Genomic DNA, 24,559 nt, shown 5'->3' with positions numbered 1-24,559 from the left:
ATGGGATGCCGCCATGTTCAAGCTCCTCAAGCGCTACTGGAACATCATCCGCCGCCCCAGCGTGCATTTCAGCCTGGGCTTTCTGACGATTGGCGGCTTCATCGGCGGCATCCTGTTCTGGGGCGCCTTCAACACCGCGATGGAACTGACCAACACCGAGAAGTTCTGCACGGGCTGCCACGAAATGCGCGACAACGTGTATGCGGAACTGAAAGGCACCATTCACTTCACCAACCGTTCGGGCGTCCGCGCACTGTGTTCGGACTGCCACGTCCCGCATAACTGGACGGACAAGATCGCCCGCAAGATGCAGGCGTCCAAGGAAGTGTGGGGCAAGATCTTCGGCACCATCGACACGCGCGAAAAGTTCGTGGACAAGCGCCTGGAACTGGCCCAGCACGAATGGGCGCGCTTCAAGGCCAACGACTCGCTGGAATGCCGCAACTGCCACAACTACGAATACATGGACTTCACGCGCCAGAGCGTGCGCGCGCAGAACATGCATTCCACCTACCTGGCGGACAAGAGCAAGACCTGCATCGATTGCCACAAGGGCATCGCCCATACCTTGCCGCACATCCCGCCTGGCCAGACCTCTGATGCGACGCCGCCGGGTCGGGCGCCCAAAGAGGTCGCGAATGCGGCCCGCTGACGTTCCCCCGCCCATGCTCGCCGCCTGCGGGCTGCGCAGCCGGCGCGGCGGGCCCGACGGACTGGGCCCGGTGGATTTCGATCTGCACGCGGGCCAACTCCTGCACGTGCATGGCGCCAACGGTAGCGGCAAGACCAGCCTGCTGCGCACGCTGGCGGGGCTGTTGCGCCCCCGCGATGGCACGCTGCGGTCACGGGGTCAGGATGTCCGGCGCGACCCGGCCGGCTACTTTGCGCGCGTGGCATTCCTGGGCCACGCCAACGGCCTGTCGGCCGAGTTGACCGCCCTGGAGAATCTGCGCTGCGGTCTGTACGTGGCCGGCACGCCAAAAGATGACGACGCGATTGCGGCGGGCTTGCGGGCCTGGCGCCTGGACGGCTGCCTGCACACCCCGGCGGCACGCTTGTCCCAGGGTCAAGGCCGCCGGCTGGCCCTGACAGCCGTCGTGCTGGGCGGCAAGCCGTTGTGGCTGCTGGATGAACCCGATGCCGGGCTGGACACGGCCAGCCTGGAGCTGCTGTGGGCCACGCTGGACACACACCTGAACGCGGGCGGCGCGGTCGTGATGGCCTCGCACCGCACACCCAGCACTGCCGTCGCGCGCACGCAAACCCTGAACATGGATGACTACGCGGATGCTGGCTACGCTGTCTCAGTTGGCACTACGTGATATCCGGCTGGCCTGGAGGCGGCCGGCGGATACGCTGGGCGCCACGCTGTTCTTCATCGTCACGGGCTCGATGTTCCCGCTGGCGGTTGGCCCCGATCCCGCCTTGCTGCTGGCGATCGGGCCAGGCGTGCTGTGGGTCTGCGCATTGTTGGGCATTTTGCTAAGCCTGCACCGCCCGTTCGCATCCGACTACGACAACGGCGCGTTGGAGCAATTGCTGGTGTCGCCGCACCCGCTGCCGATGCTGGTGGGCGTCAAGCTGGCCGCCCACTGGTTCAGCGCCTGCCTGCCCTTGATTCTGGCCAGCCCTGTCCTGGCGCTGCAATTCGGTCTGTCCGCGAAAGCCATCGGCGTGCTGGTCCTGTCCCTGCTGCTGGGCACGCCCACGCTGGCGCTGGTGGGCGGACTGGGCGCCGCGCTGACGCTGGGCCTGCGTGGCGGTGCATTGCTGCCGCTGCTGGTGCTGCCGTTGTACGTGCCGGTCCTGATCTTCGGCGCAGGCGCCGTGTCCGCCACCCATGCGGGCCTGGGCGCCGCGCCGCAGTTGTCGTTGCTGGGTGCGTGCCTGTGCCTGGCGATCCTGCTATGCCCCTGGAGCGCGTCCGCCGCGCTGCGCGTGGCGCTGGACTAAGAGGCCCCATGCAAAAGCAATCTGCCTTCGATCCCCCCTACGCTGCCGCGCCCACGGCGTCCGGCACGGGTTGGATGCGCTATGCGTCGCCCGCCGTGTTCTACCCCCTGGCCGGCCGGCTGATTCCCTTCCTGGCAGTGGCGGCCGCCCTGTTCGCTTGCGCGGGCCTGTACGTGGGGCTGGTCGTGGCGCCCAGCGACAGCCAGCAAGGCGAGGTCTACCGCATTCTTTTCATCCACGTGGCGGCAGCGTGGATGTCCATGTTCCTGTATCTGGTGATGGCGCTGTATGCCGCGCTGGGCCTTGTCTTCAACACGCGGCTGTCGTTCATGATGATGCGCGCACTGGCACCGACGGGCGCGCTCTTCACCTTTCTGACCTTGTGGACCGGCGCGCTCTGGGGCAAGCCGACATGGGGCACATGGTGGGTGTGGGACGCGCGCCTCACTTCGGAACTGATCCTGCTGTTTCTGTACCTGGGCTTCATGGCGTTGCAATCCGCCACCGACGATGCCCAGCGGGCCGATCGCGGCGGCGCCATTCTGCTGCTGGCGGGCGTCGTCAACGTGCCCATCATCTATTTCTCGGTGCAATGGTGGAGCACGCTGCACCAAGGGGCGTCCATCAACTTGACCTCCGCGCCCAGCATGGCCCGCATCATGATCGCCGCCATGCTGCTGATGGTGGCCGCGTTTTGGCTGTATGGCGCGGCGACGGCGCTGGCGCGCGTGCGCGGCCTGATCGCCCAACGCGAACCCGGTGCGCTGCGCAGGCATGGCAAGGAGGCCCGATGAGCTGGGATGCGCTGTTTTCCTTGCAGGGCCACGGCCCTTACATCCTGGGCGCCTACGGCGTGACGTTCGTGCTGATGGGCCTGGAGGTCTTGGTGTTGTGGCGTCGCGCCCGCGCCCGACGCCTGGCCAGCCGTGATCAGCCCGGTAACACCAGGGAGCCCCAATGACCCCGCGCAAACGCCGCGCCTTGGCAATCGCTGGCGGATTGGGCCTGCTTGCGCTGGCAACCGCGCTGGTGCTCAATGCGCTGCAATCCAATCTGGTGTTCTTCTTCAGCCCCAGCCAGGTCGTGGCCAAGGAGGCGCCGCATAGCGGCACTTTCCGCGTGGGCGGACTGGTGGAACAAGGGTCGGTGCGCCGCGAAGCCGACGGACTGACCTTGCGCTTTATCGTGACGGATACGGCGCACACCGTGCCGGTGGCCTATCAGGGCCTGTTGCCCGATCTGTTCCGCGAGGGAAAAGGAGTGGTCGTGGCAGGAAAGCTGGATGCGAACGGCGTGTTCCGCGCCACCGAAGTGCTGGCCAAGCACGATGAAAACTATATGCCGCCCGAGGCCGCTGATGCGCTAAAGCGCGCCGGCCAGGCCACTGCCGCCAACACGATGCAGACGGAGGCCCGATGATTCCCGAGATCGGACTGTTCTGCCTGATCCTGGCCCTGCTGACGGCGCTGGCGCTGGGCACCCTGCCGCTGATCGGAGCCGCCACCGGTTGGCAGGCCGGGCTGCGGATGGCGCGGCCGGCCGCCGTGGGACAGTTCTGCCTGACCGCGCTGGCCTTCGGCTGCCTGGCATGGTCCTTTGTGCACAACGATTTCTCGGTGCTGTACGTGGCGGGCAACTCCCATGCTGACCTGCCTGCCGCCTACCGCTTCGCGGCGGTCTGGGGCGGACACGAAGGATCGCTGCTGCTGTGGCTGCTGCTGCTGACGGCCTGGACCTTGGCCGTCGCCGTGTTCAGCCGCCGCCTGCCCCTGGCTTTCGCCGGGCGCGTGCTGGCCGTGATGGGTTGGATCAGCGTGGGCTTTCTGCTGTTCCTGCTGTTTCTGTCCAATCCCTTTGAACGGCTGATGCCGCCGGCCATGGCCGGCCGCGACCTGAACCCGCTGTTGCAAGACCCCGGCATGATCGTGCATCCCCCGATGCTCTACATGGGCTACGTGGGATTCTCCGTGGCCTTCGCCTTCGCCATCGCCGCACTGCTGTCGGGCGAACTGGATGCGCTGTGGGCGCGCTGGGTCCGGCCCTGGACGCTGGCTGCCTGGACCTTCCTGACCGTCGGCATTCTGTTGGGCAGCGCCTGGGCCTACTACGTGCTGGGCTGGGGGGGATGGTGGTTCTGGGATCCGGTGGAGAACGCCTCATTCATGCCATGGCTGGCGGGCACCGCCCTGATCCACTCGCTGATCGTGACCGAGCGTCGTGGCGCGTTCCGCAGCTGGACGGTACTGCTTGCGATCTGCACGTTTTCACTCAGCATCCTGGGTACCTTCCTGGTGCGTTCGGGCGTGCTGACCTCTGTCCACGCCTTCGCGGTGGACCCGGGCCGGGGCCTTTACATCCTGGCCTTCATGACGGTGATCGTGGGCGGGTCCCTGACGCTTTACGCCTGGCGCGCGCCGACGGTTGGACTGGGCGGCGGCTTTTCGTTGCTGTCCCGGGAATCCCTGCTGCTGTCGAACAATGTCGTCCTGACCGTCGCGGCGGGCTCGGTGCTGCTGGGCACGTTGTACCCGGTGGTGCTGGACGTCTTGGATTGGGGCAAGATATCCATCGGCCCGCCCTACTTCGAGGCCGTCTTCGTGCCGTTGATGACGCCCGCCATCTTCCTGATGGGCGTGGGTCCCATGGCCCGCTGGAAACAGGCCGAAGTGCCAGAGCTGGGCCGGCGGCTGCGCGCCGCGTTCGGGGTCAGCGTGGCCACTGCGGTATTGCTGCCGCTGGCGATGCCAGGCCCGCTGCGGCTGGGCTCGCCCATGATCGTGCTGGGCCTGTGGCTGGCGGCATGGTCGGTTGCCAGCGCCGCCGCGCACGCCTGGCAGCGCCTGAACGACGGCGGCGGTCAATGGCTGCGCCGCCTGGGCCGTCAGCCGCGCGCCTGGTATGGCATGCTGCTGGCGCATGCCGGCGTGGGCATTTTCATCGCCGGCGTCACGCTGGCGAACGGCTATGAGGTCAAACACGAACTGCGCATGGAATTGGGCGCCACGCAGGAAGCGGGCGGCTATCAATTCACCTTTGCCAGCCTGGCCCCTGCCACCGGCCCCAACTACAGCGCGCAGCGCGCGGTGTTCCCCGTCGCGCGCAATGGCAAGCCTGTCGTGACGCTGTATCCCGAAAAGCGCCTGTACACCGTGCAGGACATGGCGCTAAGCCAGGCCGACATCGACAGCGGATTTACCCGCGACCTGTTCGTGGCGCTGGGTGAACCCGTGGGCGGCAACGCCTGGACCGTGCGCATCCAGGTCAAGCCCTTCATGACGTGGATCTGGTCGGGGTGTTTGTTGATGGCCCTGGGCGGCCTGCTGGCCGCCAGCGACAAGCGCTACCGTCGCATGCAAGAGGCCCTGGCACGTCAGCCCCAGACCGGCATGGCGCCGTCCGCCCATACGCCACGGGAGGGGTATTGATGCTGCGCTACCTGCTGCCGTTGGGCGTGTTCGTGGCGATGGCCGTGTTCCTGGCGATGGGCCTGTCGCGAGATCCGCGCGCGGTGCCTTCCGCCATGATCGACAAGCCTGCCCCCGCCATCGGCCTGCCGCTGCTGCAAGCCCCCGAGCAACGGCTGGACGTGCAGTCGCTGCGCGGGAAGGTCTGGCTGCTGAACGTATGGGCGTCGTGGTGCGCGCCATGCCGCGAAGAATTGCCCGTGCTCAAAGATGTCGCCCAACGGCATGGCATTCCGCTGTACGGGCTGAACTACAAGGACAAGCCTGAAGATGCGCTGGTCTGGCTGGCCCGCAACGGCAATCCGTACATCGCCTCGGCCAGCGACACGGACGGGCGCGTCGGCATCGAATATGGCGTCTATGGCGTGCCCGAGACCTTTGTGATCGACGGCGATGGCCGTATCCGCTACAAGCAGTTGGGCCTGATCACGCCCGACATCTGGCGCACCCGGATCCAGCCCTTGATCGAGGGGTTGCGATGAGCGCGCCACGCCAGCTTCTGGCCATCGTGTTGCTGGGGCTGACGCTGCTTCTGACGACGGGTCAGGCATGGGCGGCGGAACCGTCGCCCGCCCTGCCCGCGCTGTCACCCGCAGACCAACAACGCGCCGACAAACTGGCGCACGGCTTGCGCTGCCTGGTCTGCCAGAATCAGACACTGGCTGATTCCAATGCACCGCTGGCGCACGATATGCGCAACCTGATCCACGCCCAGCTGGCCGACGGCCGCAGCGACGCGCAGATCATGCGCTTCTTTGAAGACCGCTACGGCGATTTCGTGCGATATGACCCGCCCTTCAAACCCATCACCTGGCTGTTGTGGCTGGGCCCATTCGCCCTGTTGGCGCTGGGCTTCTGGGTATTGCTGCGCACCTTGAAGCGCCGATCCGGCCGCCGCGCGCCCTTGACCGCCGATGAACGCGCCCGCGCCGCCCGTTTTCTGGATACCGGATCATGACAACGCTGTGGATCGTCGTCCTGTTGCTGCTGCTGGCAACATTGCTGTGCCTGATTCCACCGCTGGTGCGGCGCGCGCCGTCCACGGACCCCGCATCCAGCGACAATGTGCGCGCGTTCTACCTGGCGCAGCGCGAACAATTGCGGCGCGACCTGCGCAATGGCAGCCTGAGCGCGGACGCGCAAGCGCGCGCGGAAGAGGAATTGCAGCGCGACCTGTTGCAAGACCTGGCCCTGCGCCAGCACCAGGCCGCGCCCCTACGGGGCCAGCGCGCGGGGGTGGCAACCGCCTGCCTGCTTAGCGTGCTGATCCCCGTGGCGGCCGTGCTGCTCTATGGCAAGCTGGGCAATCCGCGCGCGGCCGCCGATACCGTCATGGCGCGCGCCGCCGAACCCCATGCCGAGGACGCCGGCGAGGACATGGCCCTGGCCATCAATGCGTTGGCGCAGCGCCTGCGCGGCGCACCGGACGACGCCGACGGTTGGTACACGCTGGCACGGTCTTATGAGACGCTGGGCCGCTACAACGACGCGGTGGCCGCCTATCAGCAGGTGCTGCGGCTGGTGCCGGGACAACCCGCCGTGTTGGCCGACATGGCCGACGCGCTGCTATCGGCGAATCAGGGTACGCCGGACGCCAATTCGATCGCCGCGGTCGCGCAAGCACTGGCCGCCCAGCCAGACCAACCCAAGGCCTTGGCGCTGGCGGGCATGATGGCGTTGCGGCGCGGTGACGCCGCCGAGGCGCTGGCCCACTGGGAACGCTTGCAAGCCCTGCTGCCGCCTGACTCCGAAGCCGCGCAGCAGATCCAATCCAATATCGCCCAAGCCCGTGCGATGGCATCAGGCACGCCACCCGCCCCGGCATCAACGCCCGGCGCCAACACGGCCGCAGCACCGACTTCAGCGCCGAACCCGGCGTCCATGGCCAAGCCCGCCAGCGGCGCCGCCCGCATCAGCGGACAAGCCCGCATTGCCGACGCCTTGCGCAGCCAGGTGCAGCCCGGCGATACCGTCTTCATCCTGGCGCGGCCAGTCGAGGGGTCGCGCATGCCATTGGCCATCCTGCAATGGCGCGTATCGGACCTACCGCGTACCTTTGTGCTGGACGACAGCAGCGCCATGTCTCCGGACGCCACATTGTCAAAGGCCAGCAAGGTGCGGGTGGAGATCCGTATCAGCCGCTCAGGCACGGCCGCCGCCCGGCCCGGAGACCTGAGCGGCGTGCTGCCTGATGTCGGCATCCACGCGGACGGCTTGGAACTGGTGGCCGACACCGTGGTGCGCTGAAGCACCGTGGCATCGGCCCCAAACCGGGCCGGATGATCCAGGCCTAGACCCGTTCGATCCGCGCCGGCAGGCCCTGGCGCACGGCGGCGCCGGACACCCAGTCGATCCAGACGTTGGCGTGTTCGCCCCGCGTGACATCGCCAAAACCCAGATCGTTCAGGTTGACGCCCGCGGCCAGCGCAGGGTCGTGCGGCATGGGTTTGCCGTCGACCACATGGGCGCGCGCACCCAGCTCGGTATGGCCGTAGCCGTGTTCGATGCCCACCGCGCCGGGCTGGATGCCGTCGCGCAGCAAGGCCAGCCCCGTCACCGCGCCGCCTGGCGTCACGATGCGCACGGCGTCGCCGTTGCGGATGCCCAGCCGTTCGCCATCCTGCCGGTTGATCGACACGGGATTGTGCGGATGCACCTGGCGCAAGCGGTTCACGCCGATGGACAGGGAACTCATCAGATTCGACTTGAACGAGCTCAGCAGGAAGGGCCACTGTTGCGCCGGGTATTCCACCCTGATGTCGCGGCCGTCCGCCAGCCGTGCCGGATACCAGGTCGGACAACCGCTATAGCGTTCGCCCGTCATGGCGTGGCGAAAGCCCGCCAGTTCCTCGCTCCATACCTGCAAGGGCTTGGCATGGGCATGGCGTGTATGCCGGTGCTGGCCCTTGTCGACCCAGGCGTCCTCCATCTTGTCGAACCGGCCGCCCCGGCTCATCAACATGGCAACCTGGCGCCATTCACCGGGCTTGAGCTTTTGCTGCAACAGGCTGCGATAGTGATCCACGCCCGTCATCGTCATGTCGTCATCAGTGGCCTCGGGCACGGCCCGGCCGGCCGAGAACGCGATGTTGGCCATGCCGCGCAGGAAGAAGTCCTCGGGCGTGTCCAGCGCATACTTGGCGCCATCCTTGTCCGAGATCGCGTTGTCGCCAAAACCCGGCATGCCCAGGCGCTTGGCGCAGGCAATCAGGAAGGTCTCCAGGCAGACCGGTTCATTGGTGGCCGTGCGTGCCACGCGCGGCTGCACCACGGGCCAGCGCACCGTGGACGCCTTGGCAACCACATCGGCCCAGGGCGCGGATACGCCCCAGCTTTCGTAGGTGACGGTATCCGGCACGATGTAATCGGCCAGCGCATTGGTTTCATTGATGAACGGGTTGATCGACACCGACAGCGGCAGGATGCGCGGATCTTTCATCTTTTCGGTGATCACGCTCTTCAAGCCCGCAATGCCGTAGATCGGGTTGCTCATGTGGTTGAACCAGACCTTGGCGCGGTATGGATAACCCGCCAAGGCGGACGCCAGCATCTCGGAACTGAGACCGCCCGTGGCGGGATACCAGGGCGCCGACGCCGGATACGCCGGTTGCCCCGCCGCCTTCTTGCGCTTGAATTCGCTGGACTTCTCATACGGGAACCGGTTGCGCGACAAGGCGACGCCCTTGGGCGTGGCCTTGTTGGCAAAGCCGGCGATGTTGTAGCGCGGCCCGAGCCCATAGGGCGGAAACGGACCCGCGTCCAACACCAGGCCACCGTCCACGTTCAGGTTGCCCACCAACGTATTGAGCATGGCGATGGCGTAGGCCGTGTAGAAGCCCGCGCCGCTCATCGTGCCGCCGTGCGCGTCCGCCACCGCGCGCTTGCCATAGCTGGTGAAGCGTTCGGCCAGCGAGGCGATCTTGGCCGCCGGCACGCCGCTTAGCTCAGCGTATTCGTCCAGCGACTTGCGGTGCGATTCCTCGCGCAGCAGCGCCAGCGACGAACAGACGCGCACCGTCTGGGCGCCGCCCGCCATGCCGGGCACGGCGATGCGCTCGTCCACGAACACCGTCGCGGATGCCTCGGCCGTGTGCGGCGCCAGCGTGCCGTCTTCCAGGCGCACGGCGTAGACGTCTTCCCATTTTTCGTCGGCGTCGGCCGGCCGTGGCCAGCCCAGGTCCGCGCCCCGCACAAAACTGCCCAGACGCGGATGGCCGGGTTCCGCCACCACCAGATGCGTGGCGTTGGTCCAGGCGGCCTCGCCCGCCGCCTTCATGGCGTTGGGACCGGGCTGCGCCAGCATCCGTGCATCAAAACGTTCGTGGTCCAGAATCCAGCGGATCAGCCCCATCGCGAGTGCCAGGTCGCCAGCAGGATTCACCGGCAGCCACTCGTTGCCCGGCCCCGCCGACAGACTGGAGGATGCGGGCAGCATGGGGGACACGACCACGTAGGTGAAGCTCTCGGCTTCCGGCCGCACGCGCGCTTCGGCCAACTGGCGGGCCTGGCGCTGGAACGGATTGCCCGCTTGCGCCGGGGACGCGCCGATGAACAGTCCAAAGCGGGCGTTGTCCCAATCGGGCTTGCCATGCGGCATGCCCTTCAAATCCCCCAACGCGGCACCCGCGCCCACGCGGAAGCTCTGTCCGCAGTAAGAGCCGTGGTTGCTGAAGTTGACCGTGCCGAAAGATTGCGCGGCAAAGCGCTGGATCAACGGCGTGCGGCCTTCGTTGGAGGCGTCCGTGAACAGGAACTGATTGACCTTGGCGCCGTACTCGGGATTGTCGGGGTCCAGCAGCGTGTCGCGGTCGAAGACGGCGCGCAGACCTTCCACATGCCCTTCACCGAACAGGTCACCGCCTTCGCACACTTCCTGCACCAGTTGCTCGAACGTGATGCTTTCCCACTTGCCCTCGCCTCGTCCGCCCACGCGCTTCATCGGTTGCAGCACGCGGAACGGGCTGCTCATCTGCTCCAGCATGGCCGAACCGCGCGCGCACGAGGTCGCGCGGCCTTCCAGTCCGTTGTCGCCGCCTAACTGCGCATAGACCTCGCGCACCGGCGTTTCCATGGCGGCGGGGCGGGTGGTCGCCAGCGGATGGTACGGATTGCCCGCCACGCGCAGAATGCGGTTCTCTTTCGTGTCCACGCGCAGGCGCACGCCGCATTGGGTCCAGCAACCCAGGCAGCTGGATGGGCTGACCGTCTGGCCGGGCTGCGCGCTTAGCACGCCCGTCAGCGGGTCGATGCGGAATTCCGGCGTCAGCGAATTGCCACGCACGGCATGCGCCGTGGGCACGCCCGCGGTGCCCTGCGCCAGGCCCTTGACTGCTCGGGTGACGGTTTCACCGTAACCGGCCGCAAATGCCGCCATGCCGCCGGCAACCATGCCGCCACGCACCATCAGCTTGCGCCGCGCCGCATCCTGCACGTCATCTTTCGAATTCTCTGCCGGCGTGTCCGGCACGCCACTGGCGCCCGCGCCAGGCTTGTCGTCTGTGTGTTGCTTGTTCATTGCCTTGTCTTCCATGTGCTTTCGTCTTGCGGTCGGGTTCAGACCGCCCAGTTCAAGCCGCCATCCCACGCGCGCGGGCCGGGAACCATTCCAGCGCCCAGGTCACCATGGTGACCAGCGCCACGCACAGGCCCAGCACGCCGACCATGCCCAGCAATCCGTCGCTGCCCCAAGGCATGTCGTACAGATACAGGCCGGCGCCGTACTTGGGCACGCCCTGCACGCTCATGAATACGACCCAGCGGAAAATCCACGCGGCGCCCAGCAGGGTCAGCGCCAGCGTGGCCGAGGGCAGCGGCGCCGCCAGCGCCGCCGCTGGGCGCTGCAACAGCGCGATCATGCAAAAGGCCGTGATGACCGCGCCCGCCAGGCTGATGCGCCAGATCGGGAAATCCGCGAACAGGCGCAACGCCGCGTCAAACGACGGGTCCACGCCCAGCGTGCCCAGCACGGCCCAGGCGCCCGCGCCCAGTGCCATCAACACCACCGCGGCCAGGCTCAGCTGGCGCAGCAATTCCACCGGCAAGGCCTTCATGCCACCCGGCAGCCAGCGCCCCACCAGGAACATGGCGCCCAACGCGCCCATCCAGGCCGTCAGCGCAAAGTTCACAGGCAGGAACACGGTGTGCCACAAGGGCCGCGAACGCAGCACCATGACTTCGGCGCCGGTGTAGACCAGGATCGACATGGCGGACAGCGCCAGGGCCACGCCCAGCACGCGCACCCAGGCAATGCGGCCCCACCACCAGGCCGCGCAGAACAGCACGGCCAGGCCCACGAACACGGGCAGCAGCAAGGCGCCCAGCCACATCCACGACCAGGGCGTGAAATGCGCGTAGAAGTGCCAGAACCTGCCGGGCTGATGCAGGTCAGCCAGTAGCGACACCGGCGCGGCGATGGCCGTCACCAGCAGCACTGTCGCGGCGGCGGGCAACAGCCGCCGCGCGGGCGACTCCGCCGCGCCGAAGGCGGCACAGGCGGCGGTCAGCGCGGTGGTGGCACTGATGCCGATGAGAAAGAAGTACTGCACCGCCCAAGGCAACCAGGCGGCGTCGTAGACCGGCGTAAGCAATTCCGAGATCTGCATGAATATCCCCTTCGATGGCTCAATGTCCGCCAGCCAGGCGCACGCCAGCCTGGCCGTCGACCTGGTGAACGAATGCGTCGGGCAAGCCGATGTAATAGACGTGGGGATCGGTCTTCATCTCGGGCTTCAAGACCTTGATGTCGGCCTTGTGCTCGACCAGCAACTGGGAGATGGCGCTGTCGGGATCATTCATGTCGCCGATGACGCGCGCGCCGCCCACACAGCTTTCCACGCAGGCGGGCAGCAGGCCGGCTTCCAGGCGATGCTCGCAGAACGTGCATTTGTCGGCCGTCTGCGTGTCGTGATTGATGAAGCGGGCGTCGTAGGGACAGGCTTGCACGCAGTAGGCGCAGCCCACGCAGCGTTCGTTGTCGACCAGCACGATGCCGTCCTCCCGTTGGAAGGTGGCTTGCACGGGACAGACGGGCACGCAAGGCGGGTTGTCACAGTGGTTGCACAGGCGAGGCAACATCACCATGGAACAGGGACTGCCATCTTCAGGCGTCACTTCGTATTGCAGGACGGTCGTGCGGAACTGCCCGATGGGAGGCAGGTTTTCCAGCGAACAGCTGACCGTACAGGACTGGCAGCCGATGCATTTGCGCATGTCGACGACCATGCCGTAGCGCTTGCCGGGAATGCCGGGACGGCGCGGCGGCTGGCCGTTCAGGCCAGTGGCTTCAGCATGGATGGGGATGATGGTGGCGGCAGCGCCAAGGCCCAGAAGGCCTTTGAGGAAACCTCTTTTTCCGGCTAGGGGAGGCTCAGGGGGGGCAGGTGAAGGGGGCATTGCGTGGAACTCCGGACTGGTAACTTTTTGTTGTTATTAACTTATCACTCCTGGTTATATGGAAAGTTGATTTGCATCAATTAGGGGACAGAGAGCCCCCGAAATCACGACCTACGGCCGCAACGCTTGCCGCCAGGCAGCCAATTTCTGCTCGAACGACGCCGCCGCGTGAGCGGGGCTGGTGGATGGCAGATCGACGTATTCCAGCGTGGCGCTGGCCAGACCAGGCAACACGTGGCGACGGTACAGCGCCGCCGCCTTGCCGCCGTTGAAGCAGATGCGGGTGATGGCGGGATGGGCGTGCAGAAACGAGGTGAAATCGTTGGGAACAAGACTGTCGCCACGGATGTTGGCATCCAGGCTGCCAGGGCGTTCGCAGGCTTGCAGGACGTCCCACAGGGCCACGCCCGCGGCTTGCAAGGCAAGCAGGCGCCGGGGGTAGTCCAACTGGGGATCAAAGCCCAGGACCTGGGCGGCGATGGGCCAGAATGCGTTGCGCGGGTGGGCGTAATAGCGGGCCTGTTTGAGCGAGGCCACCCCGGGCATGGAGCCCAGGACCAGTACCCGGGCTGCGGGGGTTGCGACGGGGGAAAAACCCCAGACCTGATCGTTGCGCTCAAGCGGCGCGGCTTCCACGTGTTGTTCCATCGCGAAAGAATACCCTGGCGGATTGCGCCTGAAACGAACGCGGCCATCGTCCGATACATGGAACACTGCTTATCAAACCCAGGGACTACCGAAACCGCTGTTCTGCCCTTATCTTTAACCCTATGACGAACGGCCCCGCAGGGGCCGCGCAATAGGAATAGACGCCATGAAGAAGATCCTCGGCTTGCACGCTGCTCCCCGCCCCCACTGGGTCGGCGACGGCTTTCCCGTGCGCTCGATGTTCTCTTACAACGACAAAGGCAAGAACGTCAGCCCGTTCCTGCTGCTGGACTACGCCGGCCCGGCTCAATTTGAGCCAGCCGACCATCCGCGCGGCGTGGGCCAGCACCCGCATCGCGGCTTTGAAACCGTGACCATCGTCTATAGCGGCGAAGTCGAGCACCGCGATTCCACCGGCAACGGTGGCGTCATCGGTCCCGGCGACGTGCAGTGGATGACGGCGGCCTCGGGCATCCTGCATGAGGAATTCCATTCCCCCGCGTTCACCCAATCGGGTGGCGAGCTGGAGATGGTGCAGTTGTGGGTCAACCTGCCTGCCAAGGACAAGACCGCGGCACCGGGTTACCAGGGGATCCTCAATGCGGACATCCCCGTGGTGCCGCTGCCTGACGACGCGGGTTCGCTGCGGCTGATCGCAGGCCAATTCGCGGGCCAGACGGGTCCGGCGCGCACCTTCACGCCCATCGACGTGTGGGACGTGCGCCTGAACGGGGGCAAGGCGGCGACCTTCCCCATCCCCGCTGGCCGCAACAGCATGCTGGTGATGCTGCGCGGCACGGTGATGGTGAACGGTGAATCCGTTGCCCGCGACGCGCAATTGGCATTGTTCTCGCAGGACGGGGAAGACATCACGGTCGAAGCCAACAACGACGCCGTGTTCCTCATCCTTAGCGGCGAACCGATCGACGAGCCCGTGGTGGGATACGGCCCGTTCGTGATGAACTCGCAAGCGGAAATCGTTGAAGCCATCCAGGACTTCAATGCCGGCCGCTACGGGAAGATGCACTAACGTCATGGCGCGGGCGTCTTGTCGCCCGCCCCTGGCATAGCATTCGTCTTTGACGGCTGACAAAGCCATCCACGGAAAACCGCGGCCCATGCCGCGGTTTTCTGCATTCCGTGGATAGCGGGTGCAAAAAGCGGATAGCCTGCCCCGTCCCGGGACGGGTTTTCCACCAGTCCGCCGGGCCCCGCACAGCTTTACTATCAAAGCCTTCAAGGCCCCCGCGCGGGAGGCCGCCACCCCGTCGCAGACGCTGGCAAACCGGGACCATGGCGGCGCACGCCAACCGGGAATGTGAACACCCGCAAGGAAACCCCTGCCATGCTCAACCCGATGCCGTCCGCCACCAGCACGACCTGGCCGCCCGCCGGGCCGCGCATCGAGTCCGTCCTGGGGTTGCCCGCGCAGCAGCTGTTCGCCTCAGGCGATCTGGACGAAGCGCGCTCCATGGTCGGCCGGGTGATGCGGCCGCACCATCTGGGCGTGGTCGGCGCGATGCAACGGCTGGACGCCCGCATGCACCACCAGGCGCTGGGCGACGTCTCGCTGAACCGCCTGCGCTACGGTGCCCAGGTCGAGATCCGGCCCGGCCCGCTGGAAGACTTCTTTCTGGTGCAGATGCCCTTGTCCGGTTCGGCCCGCATCAGCAGCGGCCCGCAACAAGTGGACTCCACGTTCGACGTCGCCTCCGTGGTCAGCCCCGACGACGACCTGGCCATGCGCTGGAGCGACGACAGCGATCAATTCATGCTGCGGGTGGCCCGTTCACTGCTGGAGCGCACGCTGGTGGGCAGCCTGGGCTGTGCGCTGGACCGACCGCTGCGCTTTCAGCTGGGATTCCGCTGGCGCGAATGCCCGGCCTGGCGCTGCCTGATGACCTACCTGCTGGACTGTTCGTCGCAGCACGCGAACCTGTCCATGCACAAGCTCATCGTGCACCAGATGGAACAGCTGGTGGCCGCCACCCTGCTGTCGGCCCATCCGCACAACTACACCTGTGTGCCGCAAGGCCGTCGCGCGGCGGTACTGCCGCGCCACGTGCGCAGCGTGCAAGATTATCTACAGGCTCACGCGCACGAGCCCATCAGCGCCGAGCAGCTTGCCCGCATTGCGGGCGTCAGCGTGCGCAGCCTGTACGCGGGCTTCAAGGAATTCCTGGACGTCAGCCCCATGCACTACCTGCGTGACTTGCGCATGGAGCGCGCGCGCGCCGAATTGCTGGCGGGCGATAGCCACAACATCGCCAGCGTGGCGCTGCGCTGGGGCTTCGCGCACATGGGCCGCTTCAGCGCCAGCTACAAGGCAAGGTACGGCGAAAGCCCCAGCCAGAGCTTGCGCCGCTGTGGATGAAGGCTAGAAGCGGTAAGCGAACTTCGCCATGGCATTGTGCGATTTGGCCTCGCTTCCCAGCTCGGCATCGTATCGAATCTGCACATCCACCCGCTCGTTCGCAAACAGTTGGACGCCGGCGCCCAGGCGTAGCGCAACCCGGTCAAGAGGCGCCTGCATGCCGAAGCTGGGCGAACGCTCGCCTCCCACGAACGACGCGCGCCCGCGCCAGTCATCGTTGGAACGAATGCTCACCCCCGCGAGCGCAAAGCTGCGCAGGACGCCTCCGTCCTTGAGATCGGTGCGGCCACCGATCTCGATTTCAGGAGTGAGCACGGCCGTGTTGTATGTCGAGGACGCCACCTTCAGCCCCAAGTCACCCGCGCCCTTCTCGGTAAAGGCTCCGCTGCCCGTGTGGATCAAGTCAAGATTCACCGAGGGGCGCAGGTACAGCTGCGCTGTGCCTGCCGTGTAGGCCAGCCGGCCTCGGATGCCCACCGAATACATCGGCGCATCCCCCTTGGCTGTCACCGAAAAACCGGGCGCGGCAATGCGGCGCTTGATGTCGTATTCACCGTAGTTGCCGAACAACGCGCCGCTTGCCTGCCAGGCGCCCAGATTCTGTTTCAGGGTGAAGGCCCCTTGCACGCTGTTACCATCCGCGGACACGCCATCGGAATGGCCGCTGAAATCATCGGCCTGGTACGCCAGCGACCCGCCCAACAACAGGCCCGGCCGCACTTCCCGCTGGCCGCCGCCTTGCAGGGCAAACGACTTCAATCGGGACGAGCCGCGGTCGGCATCGCCGCTCAGGGACGTGATGTTGCCGCGCGTGGTCAGATACGCGCATTCGCCTTCGACCAAGATCGCGTTCTCTTGCGCCGCGCCAGAAGCGAATTGGGGGCAACTCATCGATGCATCGGCGATGCGCGAGGCATCGGCCGCCACCCGTGATAGCAGCGTCATGGTGCTGCGCGGCGACAGTTCCCCGATCGCGTCTTGATACGCGCCCACGTCCGTCCGCGCCGTGGCATCCAGGCCCGCGAAGAATCTTCCCAGGTTGGCGTTGCCCGAGGCGAACACGTTCTCAAGCGTGCGCGCCACTTCGCCTTTGTGCTTGTTCAGCCCCAGCGCGGGAGCATTGAAGTGCGTGCCGGTGATGGCCATGTCGCGTTGATTGCCGGTCTGCCGCACCGTGTATGCGAACAAGGGACTGTCTGGTGCGCGCAGGGTCCCCGTGGTCGGCCCTTCCGTCCTGAGCACAGGCAGGAACCTGTTCGGCATCGCGCTGGCCAGCGTGGGTTCGATCGTGCCATCCAGCACGGCCGACCCCGTGACGACGTACTGTCCGCTGAGGCCGTTGCTATAGTCCAGATGCGGAACGATGCGGCCCGCAGCCGTCTGAACCAGGTGCCCGTCGATATAGGACGTCTTGCCTGGCACGGCCATCAGAGAGCCAGAGTTGGTCAGTGTGCCGCTTTGCGCGCTGGGAGGAGTCCCGGTGGGGTTCTGGAAATTGCCCGATATTGAGCCCCCTTGAAGCCAGGTGTTTCCGTAGATCTGGCCCTGGTTGTCAACATCGACCTTCTGGCTGCCTTGCGTGCCGACCGCCTTGATGGCGCTGCCTGACGAGGCCCCAACCCACGAATTCTGGCCGATGGTGATCTTGTTGCTGCTGTTGCCGCCTGCGATCAGGATGCCGACGCCTTGTTCGCCAGAACCCCCCATGACCGTGCCGGGGCTGCCCGCCCCCAGATTGACCGTGACGGTTCCATCGCCCGAGGGTCCCTGGCTTTGCGCCACGATGCCAATGCCATTTTCACCGCTTGCGACAATCGAGCCCTGAACCGTGACTGCAACGGCTCCCGAGGCGCCCTCGCTCCCGACAGCCGGGGTTTGACCAAGGTAGACATTGCTGCCAACCGTGAACATGCCGCCCCCGCCCCCCAGGGATTGGGCAAGCACGCCATAGGCGCCTGCGCCTGCGACATTGATCTGGCCATTGGTGGACACGGTGACGGCAGCGGCGTTTCCCTGCGCATAGGTGGGCGCCAAGGTGTCAAAGGTGCCGATGAGCTTGGGAACCTCGCCAGATTGATACGACATGACCAGACCGCCGCCGCCGCCAATCGACTGGGCGACGATGCCGTGGCTACCTGTGCCGGTCGTGATGATCGTGGTGCCTGCGGCAAGCGCCACGGACACAGCGCCGCCGCTGCCCGTCGCCTCGCTGGCAATTCCGTCGGCCATCCCGATCCGGCCATATTCCACCTCAACGCCTTGGCTGACGCCGACCAGTCCCCCACCGCCACCAATGCTCTGCGCCAGCATGCCGAAGGCGCCGACGCCTGAGGTCGCAATATTCAGCGCCGCGCCCTGATCATAGATAACCTGAACGGTGTCGCCATTGAGTTCGGGCCCGTACGCGCCCTGCTGGGCGGAGCTCACCGCGCCCAGCTCGAGTCCGATGCGGCGTGTGGAACCCTCTGGCACGGTACTCGCGGACGAACCAAAATTGGCCACTCCGCCTCCGCCGCCAATCGACTGAAGCAATGCGCCATGGGCGCCATCCCCATGAGTCGTAATGCGGGTTTCACCCTGGCCGACCCGCAGCGTCACCTGGCCTCCGGTTCCGCCCTGGACAGCACCCAGAATGCCGCTCGCCACATCCACGGTCATCCCCAGCAATGCCGAACCATTGGGGTCCACTGAACCGTCAATCCCCAAGCCGCCACCGCCGCCAATGCTCTGGGCCAGAATGCCATAGGCATGAAGGCCGCTGTTAGGCGTTGATGCCGATGAGCCACTGGCGCCTGGTTGGCCGGTCGAGATCGACGCGCCACTCAGAACGACCTGCACATCATCGCCATGTCCGATCGACGGATTGAAATCTACTGCCTCAAATTTGCTTCCCAGTGTGATGTCGGTCTTGACCGACAGTTTGGCGGCGTTGTCGAGCGCGCCGCCCGTTTCAGCACCCACTGTCACGACGCGGCCGCGACCACCGCCACTGCCGATGCTCTGGGCGATGATGCCCGCGGAATAATCCCCCAGCGTGGTGATCGTTCCGCCGGTGCTGTTGACGTTAACCGTGCCGGCGCTGCCAGTATTGGCTCCGGCGGTGCCAAAATTTATCGTGCTGTTCAGGGTGATGGGGACCGTGACCGTCACGGCGTCAACCAGCGCGGTTTGCGTCAGGACGGACGCCCCCGACGCCCCCGGAAGCACACCCGTTGAACTGTCGGCGCCGGCAGATCCGGCAGAACCCCCACCGCCTCCGATGGATTGGGCGACGATGCCGGCCGCGTCGCCCCCATCGGTAGCAATGGTTCCGTTATGCGTCACGGTAACGGTATTGGCGTGTCCACCGCCACCATTTTGGGCGGCAACATTGATGGTCCGGTTGACATTCATGCCGACGGCGATCTTGTTGCCGTGCTCGTCAACCTCGCTACCCGTGGGAATATTGCCCACGGCGTCTGCCCAAGTGTTGAGCCCGGTGACATTGATGGCCGAGCCCGACCCCACGCCGCCGCCGCCCCCAATCGACTGGGCAAGCAGCCCTTCCGCGCCGTGGCCATGGGTCACGATGTTGCCGTTGGCGTTGATCGTGGCGGTGACCGAACCGCCATCGCCGCCGGCGCTGCCGCTGCCCCCCACGCCGATGCTGAAGTCGGCGTTCTGGCTGGTCGACCAGCTTTTGACGGCGGCATTACCGATGCCGCCATTGCCACCGCCGCCGCCAATCGACTGAACCAGCGCGCCCATGCCCCCGTCGCCGGACGTCATGATGCGCGAGGTCGTGCTACCGCTGTCGCCAAGCGTGAAGACGGTGGTTCCCCCATTGCCGCCCGAACCTCCCGAGCCCCCGACACTATGCGAGACATTGATGGCGTTGGTCGATGGCGTGATGCTGCCACTGACGAAGGGTATCGGTATGCCGTAGCCGATGGAGCTCGCCATGGCCGAGCTGTCGCCGCCATTGCCGCCGCCGCCGCCAATCGACTGGACGATGGCGCCGATGCTGCCGTCGCCTGCGGTCGTGATCGAGGAGGCGTTGCTGATGGTCCCGGTCGCCTGCCCTCCACCGCCGCCCGTGCCGCCGGAACCGCCGGTCGAGAACGCGCCGGAGAAAGTAATGTTCGCACCGGGGGTTTCCGAACCCGTGGGAATCGCGATGGCATATGACGCAGCCGAACCCGCTCCGCCATTGCCGCCGCCACCGCCTATCGCCTGGACGACGACACCGTGGGAATCCGCGGCAGGCAGGTTTACCGTCGTCACCTCGCCGTTTCTCGTGATCGTGACCTCCTGGCCATCCTGGCCCGTCGTAATACTGGAGTTCTGTACCGTGACGATCGCCGTGCCCCCATCGCCTCCGGAGCCGCCCGTGCCACCCACCGCCACGGCGATATCCAGCAGCGGCCCTGCGGACGTGGAATAGGCGCCCCCGCCCGCGCCGCCGCCGCCGCCGATCGACTGGGCGATGAGACCACTTGACGCCGTGCCCGCAGCGCTCAGTCCCAGGCCATTGGTGGTGATTTCCGCGTAGCCCCCCGCCCCGGCCACGCCGCCATTGCCGCCAATCGCGCTGGCGCCGATGGCCCCGGCAGCCGTGGCCACGCCGCCCATGCCGCCGCCCCCGCCAATCGACTGCGCCACCACGCCTTGCGAAAGCTGGTTGCTGGTGCGGATGGTGCCGCCAAGGTTGTCAATCCTGACGGTGCCGCCATTCCCACCCGTGCCCCCCGTGCCGCCATCGATGTCGATCATGCCGCCAGCGTCGCCGCCCATGCCGCCGCCGCCGCCCAGAGACTGCGCGACGATGCCCTGGGAATTCGCGCCGGTGGTGGAGATCGCACCCGATTGATTGACAGTGATCGTGCCGCCGTCCGGGGTGTTGCCGCCCTGGCCGCCCTTGGCATCAAACAGGCCTGCCGCGCTGCCTCCGATGCCGCCGGCGCCCGAGACGGATTGCGCCAGGATGCCTGGAGCATAGATGCCGGCGGTGGTAATCGTTCCTGAATTGGCAACGGTGATTTCGCCAGGCGTTCCACCGTTGCCGGCCTGGCCCGCATCACTGCCTCCGACGTCCTGGGAATCGCCGCCGGCGCCGCCGCTGCCCGCCACGGACTGGGCGAAGATGCCAATGGCGCCCGTGTTGGTCGTGCCGATCAAACCCGCATTGGTCACATAGACGTTTTGCGTGACGCCTCCGTTCCCGCCCGTCCCGCCCTTGCCGGTGCTGATCGGCCCCGCGGATGAGGTGCCATCGCCGCCATTGCCGCTGACGCTGCGGGCGACAATGCCGATGGCGTTGGTTCCCGTGGTCAGAATCGACATGGCGCTGCCCGTCGTCACAGTGACCACGCCAGAGTTGCCGCCATGGCGGCCATTTGCCTGGTCCCCAAAGTCGAGCGTGATGAAATTGGTGCCGTTGCTGCCGGTGTTACCCGCGATAGAGGCCGCCAACACGCCAAACGCGCTGGCGCCGTTCGTGGTGATCGCGCCAGAGCCTTGCGAAAAATCGACCGTCACATTCCCGGCGGACCCGCCGTAGCCCCCTTGGAAGCCGGCATTACCGCCTTCGGACCCGGCAAACCCGCCCGCCCCACCCGTGGAGCTTGCCTGAACGCCAATCGCATTGTCGCCCGATACCGCGAGCCCGACCGCGCCGGCCCCGGTAACGCTGACGTCTCCGCCCGCTCCGCCATTACCCCCGCCGGAGCCATCGTCGCCCTCTTCCGGCGCCCCATTGCTCCCTACGCCGCCCGTGCTGCTGGCCAGCACCCCCGGGGCATTGCTGGTGGTGATGATCACGCCCGTCGAACTCCCGGTAAGCCCGACCGTCACGCCGGCGGGCGATCCGCCGCTCTGCCCGATGTTCGGTGATCCATTGCTGCCCTTTTCGCTTCCACCCGCGGTCGAGGAACGGCTCCCGTCGGTGTAGTCATAGACCGTATCGCCGGCATAAACCGGGCTCATGACCGCAAGCGACAGCAATAGCGGCGACAACGTCAGCCGCGCATCCAGCGAAGACTTCGCACAAAAGCCGAGCATCGAGGCCGAGCTGCGCAGGAATCCCTTGCGCCGCCCGCTTGTCAAGCCGCTATCTGCGGTGGATAAGGCGACAGCGCGTGTAGTTCGTTTCATCTTCAGGCTTCCAGCGGGTGCGTGGCGGTGACTACAAGAGCGAGTCCCGCACACGGATTTCAGGGCGACATGCACAGCGCGCTATGGTTATGCCAGCCCTCCCGACCGTCTATCGGTTTTGCGCCATCGGCTATCGGGAAAAAGCACTTTTTTTCGCGGTGCGATATTTGTCCATTAACATGTGGACACCCTGCACATGTGAAATCAGATGATCGCTACCCTGTTTGCCCAGGTGCCTTTCGAGCAGCATCGGATCGTGCATACCGCCGATCTGGACGAGGCGCGACATCAGATTGGCCAGGTACTCAATTCCTACCGGCTGGACGTCATTCGCGGACGGTTCCTCCATGGCGGCTTGGATCTGGTCCCCTGCGGCCGCTTGTCACTGATCAGGCTCACCCATGGGCAGGGGGCCGATATCAGCATCGACCCAGATTGCCAGTGCCTGGACGGCTATTACCTGCTGGTGCTTCCCACCCAGGGCAAGGCGGTGCTGCATTTCGATGGACACCGCATAGAGGCTTCTCCGAACAAAGCCTTTCTCATCAGCCCGGACAGAAGATTTCACTTCCAGGCCAGCCACGACTACGAACAGATTCTGCTGCGCCTTGACCAATCGGCCATCGCCGACGCCTGGCAGCGCCTGACTACCGAAGAGCAGGCGCCCGACATCTGTTTCGATGCGGTCATTCCCTTGCATACGGCTGGCTGGCAAGCGCTGCTGCCCATGCTGCAATGGGTGGCGCGATGCTCAGGCCTGGGTCAGGGCGAGAACATCGCCCAAGCGGCCTTGCTGGCCCAAACCGAGATGCTGGTTGCCACCACCCTGCTGCTGCACCAACCGCACAGCATGGCAGCGCACCTGTGGCCTGCGCCGCCGCCGTCCGCGCCGCAGGCCATCCGCCGCGCGCAAACCTATATGCACGAACATCTGGGCGAACGCCTGCCGGTGGCCATGGTCGCCAGCCATTGCGGCCTGTCCGTTAGGCGCTTGCAGGCCCTGTTCCAGGACGAATGCGGGCAATCGCCGTTGCAGTGGCTGCGCATGCAGCGCCTGCAAGCCGTCCGGCAAGCCTTGTCGCAGACGGGCAATGCGGAAAAAATCAGTGAAATCGCGGCGCGTTCCGGCTTTACCCATCTGGGCGAGTTTTCACGGGCCTACCGCCAGGCGTTTGGTGAAACACCGCAACAAACGCGCAGCAAGTGACGGCAATCAACCGCTAGCCCTTGCCGGAAACACTGGCCAGATGGCGGTCCAGGGCTTGGCTTGCACGTTGGGCGAATTCGGCGTCCACCCGCTTGTCCAGCACCTGCGTCAATTGACGCAATTGCCCGGCCGAAAGGCCCACATTCATGCTGATGCGCATGTGCGCCTGCAACTGCGATTCGGCGCCCGGCAGCGCGGACAGCATGCCGACGGTCGCCAGTTCACGGCTTTGCCAGTCGAGATTGTCACGTTCAAAGATATCGCCGAACAGATGCGTCTTGAGGTATTCGCCAATGGCTGGCTCGAAGTCGAACAACGCGCCGCCGACGGGTCCGCCAGACAAGCGCGTCTGATTGGCCGTGCCAGCGGCAATCAGCGCATCCCCCTTCGGAATGGCGCGGCCAGGCAAGGCGCCAGACGCATCCGCGATGCCGCGCTGCTTGCGCGCTTCCAGCACTTGCATCAGCCCGCCCAGCGCGTTCAGGCTGCGGGGGAAACCAGCGTAGGCGTAGAGCTGCACCAGGATTTCCTTGGTGTCGCTGACTGTCAGGCCCGCGTCCAAGCCTTGGTGCAAGGCCATGTCCAGTTTTGCCATGTTGCCCGCGGCGGCAAAGGCGGCGATGGGCACGATGGCCTGCTGGCGGGCGGTGAGCGTGGCGGAAGCGACCGGTGCGGTGGACGGCACAGGATTCGTGCCGTTGTTGACTTCCTTTGGGTCCGGGGCGCCGTGGGTCAATGTGCTGGCCAAGCTCAGCGCCAAGGCCAATAGGCCCGAATAGCGCCCCGTCCCAGCAGGCTTAGCGTGCGCGGTATTGGTCATCGGTGACTTTCTCCATCCAAGCAACGTTCTTGCCATCCACCGTGCCGGTGATGGCCAAATGGGTCATCGCGGTCGTGGATGCCGCGCCATGCCAGTGTTCGACGTCGGGCGGGCACCAAATCACGTCCCCGGGACGGATCTCCTGCACGGGCTTGCCCCGTTCTTGCGTAAGGCCCACGCCCGAGACCACCACCAGGCGCTGCCCGGCGGGATGGGAATGCCAGGCCGACCGCGCACCGGGTTCAAAGGTGACCAGGCCGCCAGAAGCATTGATGCCTTCATCCGCGGGCCAGACGGGATCCACCCGCACATGTCCGGTGAAATAGTCGGCCGGCCCAACCATCGAAGGCTGCGTACCGGCGCGCGTGATCTGTTGAATGCCTGCGCCTGCCGACGGCTCGGCGGCTGCGGCCAAGGCGGTGGCGTTCAGCGCCGAGACGCACATGGCGGATTTCAGGAAAGCGTTCATGGACAAGCTCCTTTCAAGATCTCAAGGTCAGCGACGCCAAATGCCGGAGGTAATGGCAGTGCCATGAGTCATGGCTCACACTGTATGGTTCAGGCCATTA

General features: G+C 66.0%; 20 protein-coding genes. 13 read left to right on the top strand and 7 right to left on the bottom strand.

What is annotated here, in order from left to right:
- Positions 1-13: 13 nt before the first annotated feature.
- Genes HV753_RS29685 through ccmI form a run of 10 tightly spaced genes read left to right on the top strand, consistent with a single transcriptional unit; the run spans position 14 to position 7,664 of the window.
- Positions 14-652, top strand: a complete 639-nt coding sequence (locus HV753_RS29685) for a cytochrome c3 family protein (RefSeq protein WP_175178151.1) — start codon at positions 14-16, stop codon at positions 650-652.
- Positions 639-1,322 carry a heme ABC exporter ATP-binding protein CcmA gene (gene ccmA, locus HV753_RS29680; RefSeq protein ID WP_175178150.1) on the top strand — a complete coding sequence of 228 codons (684 nt, stop codon included), beginning with the start codon at positions 639-641 and terminating at the stop codon, positions 1,320-1,322. The genes HV753_RS29685 and ccmA overlap by 14 nt, the downstream gene beginning before the upstream one ends.
- On the top strand, positions 1,288-1,953 hold the full coding sequence (gene ccmB / locus HV753_RS29675; RefSeq protein WP_175178149.1) for a heme exporter protein CcmB: 666 nt from the start codon (positions 1,288-1,290) through the stop codon (positions 1,951-1,953). The genes ccmA and ccmB overlap by 35 nt, the downstream gene beginning before the upstream one ends.
- 8 nt (positions 1,954-1,961) lie before the next feature.
- Positions 1,962-2,747 carry a heme ABC transporter permease CcmC gene (ccmC, locus tag HV753_RS29670; protein WP_175178148.1) on the top strand — a complete coding sequence of 262 codons (786 nt, stop codon included), beginning with the start codon at positions 1,962-1,964 and terminating at the stop codon, positions 2,745-2,747.
- Positions 2,744-2,914: a heme exporter protein CcmD gene (ccmD, locus tag HV753_RS29665; RefSeq protein WP_175178147.1), complete on the top strand. Its 171-nt coding sequence runs from the start codon at positions 2,744-2,746 to the stop codon at positions 2,912-2,914. Before ccmC ends, ccmD begins: the two co-directional genes overlap by 4 nt.
- Entirely contained in the window at positions 2,911-3,372 is a 462-nt protein-coding gene (gene ccmE, locus HV753_RS29660; protein ID WP_175178146.1) for a cytochrome c maturation protein CcmE, read from the top strand. The genes ccmD and ccmE overlap by 4 nt, the downstream gene beginning before the upstream one ends.
- Positions 3,369-5,378, top strand: coding sequence for a heme lyase CcmF/NrfE family subunit (locus HV753_RS29655; protein WP_175178145.1), 2,010 nt, complete (start codon positions 3,369-3,371; stop codon positions 5,376-5,378). The genes ccmE and HV753_RS29655 overlap by 4 nt, the downstream gene beginning before the upstream one ends.
- Positions 5,378-5,899 (top strand): DsbE family thiol:disulfide interchange protein, encoded by a 522-nt coding sequence (locus HV753_RS29650; protein WP_175178144.1) that lies wholly within the window; start codon positions 5,378-5,380, stop codon positions 5,897-5,899. The genes HV753_RS29655 and HV753_RS29650 overlap by 1 nt, the downstream gene beginning before the upstream one ends.
- On the top strand, positions 5,896-6,375 hold the full coding sequence (locus tag HV753_RS29645; RefSeq protein WP_175178143.1) for a cytochrome c-type biogenesis protein: 480 nt from the start codon (positions 5,896-5,898) through the stop codon (positions 6,373-6,375). Before HV753_RS29650 ends, HV753_RS29645 begins: the two co-directional genes overlap by 4 nt.
- Entirely contained in the window at positions 6,372-7,664 is a 1,293-nt protein-coding gene (ccmI, locus tag HV753_RS29640; RefSeq protein WP_175178142.1) for a c-type cytochrome biogenesis protein CcmI, read from the top strand. Before HV753_RS29645 ends, ccmI begins: the two co-directional genes overlap by 4 nt.
- 43 nt (positions 7,665-7,707) lie before the next feature.
- Here ccmI and HV753_RS29635 read toward each other — a convergent pair whose 3' ends face one another.
- The 4 genes from HV753_RS29635 to HV753_RS29620 all read right to left on the bottom strand — a co-directional run bounded on the left by HV753_RS29635 (position 7,708) and on the right by HV753_RS29620 (position 13,457).
- Positions 7,708-10,932 (bottom strand): tetrathionate reductase subunit A, encoded by a 3,225-nt coding sequence (locus HV753_RS29635; protein ID WP_175178204.1) that lies wholly within the window; start codon positions 10,930-10,932, stop codon positions 7,708-7,710.
- A gap of 52 nt (positions 10,933-10,984) precedes the next feature.
- Entirely contained in the window at positions 10,985-12,019 is a 1,035-nt protein-coding gene (nrfD, locus tag HV753_RS29630; protein WP_175178141.1) for an NrfD/PsrC family molybdoenzyme membrane anchor subunit, read from the bottom strand.
- A 19-nt stretch (positions 12,020-12,038) separates the two neighbouring features.
- Positions 12,039-12,809, bottom strand: coding sequence for a sulfate reduction electron transfer complex DsrMKJOP subunit DsrO (dsrO, locus tag HV753_RS29625; protein ID WP_175178140.1), 771 nt, complete (start codon positions 12,807-12,809; stop codon positions 12,039-12,041).
- A gap of 111 nt (positions 12,810-12,920) precedes the next feature.
- The gene (locus tag HV753_RS29620) at positions 12,921-13,457 is read right to left on the bottom strand and encodes a DNA-deoxyinosine glycosylase (protein WP_175178139.1); all 537 of its coding nucleotides are present in this window, start codon (positions 13,455-13,457) and stop codon (positions 12,921-12,923) included.
- 166 nt (positions 13,458-13,623) lie between these two features.
- Here HV753_RS29620 and HV753_RS29615 point away from each other — a divergent pair, with 166 nt between their 5' ends.
- Together HV753_RS29615 and HV753_RS29610 are read left to right on the top strand one after the other, a co-directional pair.
- Positions 13,624-14,487 carry a pirin family protein gene (locus tag HV753_RS29615; protein WP_175178138.1) on the top strand — a complete coding sequence of 288 codons (864 nt, stop codon included), beginning with the start codon at positions 13,624-13,626 and terminating at the stop codon, positions 14,485-14,487.
- A 315-nt stretch (positions 14,488-14,802) separates the two neighbouring features.
- Positions 14,803-15,831 (top strand): AraC family transcriptional regulator, encoded by a 1,029-nt coding sequence (locus HV753_RS29610; RefSeq protein ID WP_175178137.1) that lies wholly within the window; start codon positions 14,803-14,805, stop codon positions 15,829-15,831.
- Positions 15,832-15,834: 3 nt separating this feature from the next.
- Here the strand turns inward: HV753_RS29610 and HV753_RS29605 are convergent, their stop codons facing one another.
- Positions 15,835-21,963, bottom strand: a complete 6,129-nt coding sequence (locus tag HV753_RS29605) for an autotransporter outer membrane beta-barrel domain-containing protein (protein ID WP_175178136.1) — start codon at positions 21,961-21,963, stop codon at positions 15,835-15,837.
- A gap of 208 nt (positions 21,964-22,171) precedes the next feature.
- On the opposite strand from HV753_RS29605, the gene HV753_RS29600 reads away from it, so the two are divergent.
- The gene (locus tag HV753_RS29600; RefSeq protein ID WP_175178135.1) at positions 22,172-23,170 is read left to right on the top strand and encodes an AraC-like ligand-binding domain-containing protein; all 999 of its coding nucleotides are present in this window, start codon (positions 22,172-22,174) and stop codon (positions 23,168-23,170) included.
- Positions 23,171-23,183: 13 nt separating this feature from the next.
- Here HV753_RS29600 and HV753_RS29595 read toward each other — a convergent pair whose 3' ends face one another.
- Both HV753_RS29595 and HV753_RS29590 read right to left on the bottom strand, forming a co-directional pair.
- Positions 23,184-23,990, bottom strand: coding sequence for a carboxymuconolactone decarboxylase family protein (locus tag HV753_RS29595; protein ID WP_175178134.1), 807 nt, complete (start codon positions 23,988-23,990; stop codon positions 23,184-23,186).
- Entirely contained in the window at positions 23,968-24,459 is a 492-nt protein-coding gene (locus HV753_RS29590; protein ID WP_175178133.1) for a (R)-mandelonitrile lyase, read from the bottom strand. The genes HV753_RS29595 and HV753_RS29590 overlap by 23 nt, the downstream gene beginning before the upstream one ends.
- Positions 24,460-24,559 lie beyond the last annotated feature (100 nt).

The sequence above is a fragment of the Achromobacter pestifer genome (assembly GCF_902859625.1).
GTDB classification, from domain to species: Bacteria; Pseudomonadota; Gammaproteobacteria; order Burkholderiales; family Burkholderiaceae_B; genus Achromobacter; species Achromobacter pestifer.
This window is presented reverse-complemented; position numbering and strand designations above follow the sequence as displayed.

What these genes read in the sequence shown, in the direction of transcription:
- HV753_RS29685 (WP_175178151.1), top strand. Translation starts at nt 14, where the DNA reads ATGTTCAAGCTCCTCAAGCGCTACTGGAACATCATCCGCCGCCCCAGC.
- ccmA (WP_175178150.1), top strand. Translation starts at nt 639, where the DNA reads ATGCGGCCCGCTGACGTTCCCCCGCCCATGCTCGCCGCCTGCGGGCTG.
- ccmB (WP_175178149.1), top strand. Translation starts at nt 1,288, where the DNA reads ATGCTGGCTACGCTGTCTCAGTTGGCACTACGTGATATCCGGCTGGCC.
- ccmC (WP_175178148.1), top strand. Translation starts at nt 1,962, where the DNA reads ATGCAAAAGCAATCTGCCTTCGATCCCCCCTACGCTGCCGCGCCCACG.
- ccmD (WP_175178147.1), top strand. Translation starts at nt 2,744, where the DNA reads ATGAGCTGGGATGCGCTGTTTTCCTTGCAGGGCCACGGCCCTTACATC.
- ccmE (WP_175178146.1), top strand. Translation starts at nt 2,911, where the DNA reads ATGACCCCGCGCAAACGCCGCGCCTTGGCAATCGCTGGCGGATTGGGC.
- HV753_RS29655 (WP_175178145.1), top strand. Translation starts at nt 3,369, where the DNA reads ATGATTCCCGAGATCGGACTGTTCTGCCTGATCCTGGCCCTGCTGACG.
- HV753_RS29650 (WP_175178144.1), top strand. Translation starts at nt 5,378, where the DNA reads ATGCTGCGCTACCTGCTGCCGTTGGGCGTGTTCGTGGCGATGGCCGTG.
- HV753_RS29645 (WP_175178143.1), top strand. Translation starts at nt 5,896, where the DNA reads ATGAGCGCGCCACGCCAGCTTCTGGCCATCGTGTTGCTGGGGCTGACG.
- ccmI (WP_175178142.1), top strand. Translation starts at nt 6,372, where the DNA reads ATGACAACGCTGTGGATCGTCGTCCTGTTGCTGCTGCTGGCAACATTG.
- HV753_RS29635 (WP_175178204.1), bottom strand. Translation starts at nt 10,932, where the DNA reads ATGAACAAGCAACACACAGACGACAAGCCTGGCGCGGGCGCCAGTGGC.
- nrfD (WP_175178141.1), bottom strand. Translation starts at nt 12,019, where the DNA reads ATGCAGATCTCGGAATTGCTTACGCCGGTCTACGACGCCGCCTGGTTG.
- dsrO (WP_175178140.1), bottom strand. Translation starts at nt 12,809, where the DNA reads ATGCCCCCTTCACCTGCCCCCCCTGAGCCTCCCCTAGCCGGAAAAAGA.
- HV753_RS29620 (WP_175178139.1), bottom strand. Translation starts at nt 13,457, where the DNA reads ATGGAACAACACGTGGAAGCCGCGCCGCTTGAGCGCAACGATCAGGTC.
- HV753_RS29615 (WP_175178138.1), top strand. Translation starts at nt 13,624, where the DNA reads ATGAAGAAGATCCTCGGCTTGCACGCTGCTCCCCGCCCCCACTGGGTC.
- HV753_RS29610 (WP_175178137.1), top strand. Translation starts at nt 14,803, where the DNA reads ATGCTCAACCCGATGCCGTCCGCCACCAGCACGACCTGGCCGCCCGCC.
- HV753_RS29605 (WP_175178136.1), bottom strand. Translation starts at nt 21,963, where the DNA reads ATGAAACGAACTACACGCGCTGTCGCCTTATCCACCGCAGATAGCGGC.
- HV753_RS29600 (WP_175178135.1), top strand. Translation starts at nt 22,172, where the DNA reads ATGATCGCTACCCTGTTTGCCCAGGTGCCTTTCGAGCAGCATCGGATC.
- HV753_RS29595 (WP_175178134.1), bottom strand. Translation starts at nt 23,990, where the DNA reads ATGACCAATACCGCGCACGCTAAGCCTGCTGGGACGGGGCGCTATTCG.
- HV753_RS29590 (WP_175178133.1), bottom strand. Translation starts at nt 24,459, where the DNA reads ATGAACGCTTTCCTGAAATCCGCCATGTGCGTCTCGGCGCTGAACGCC.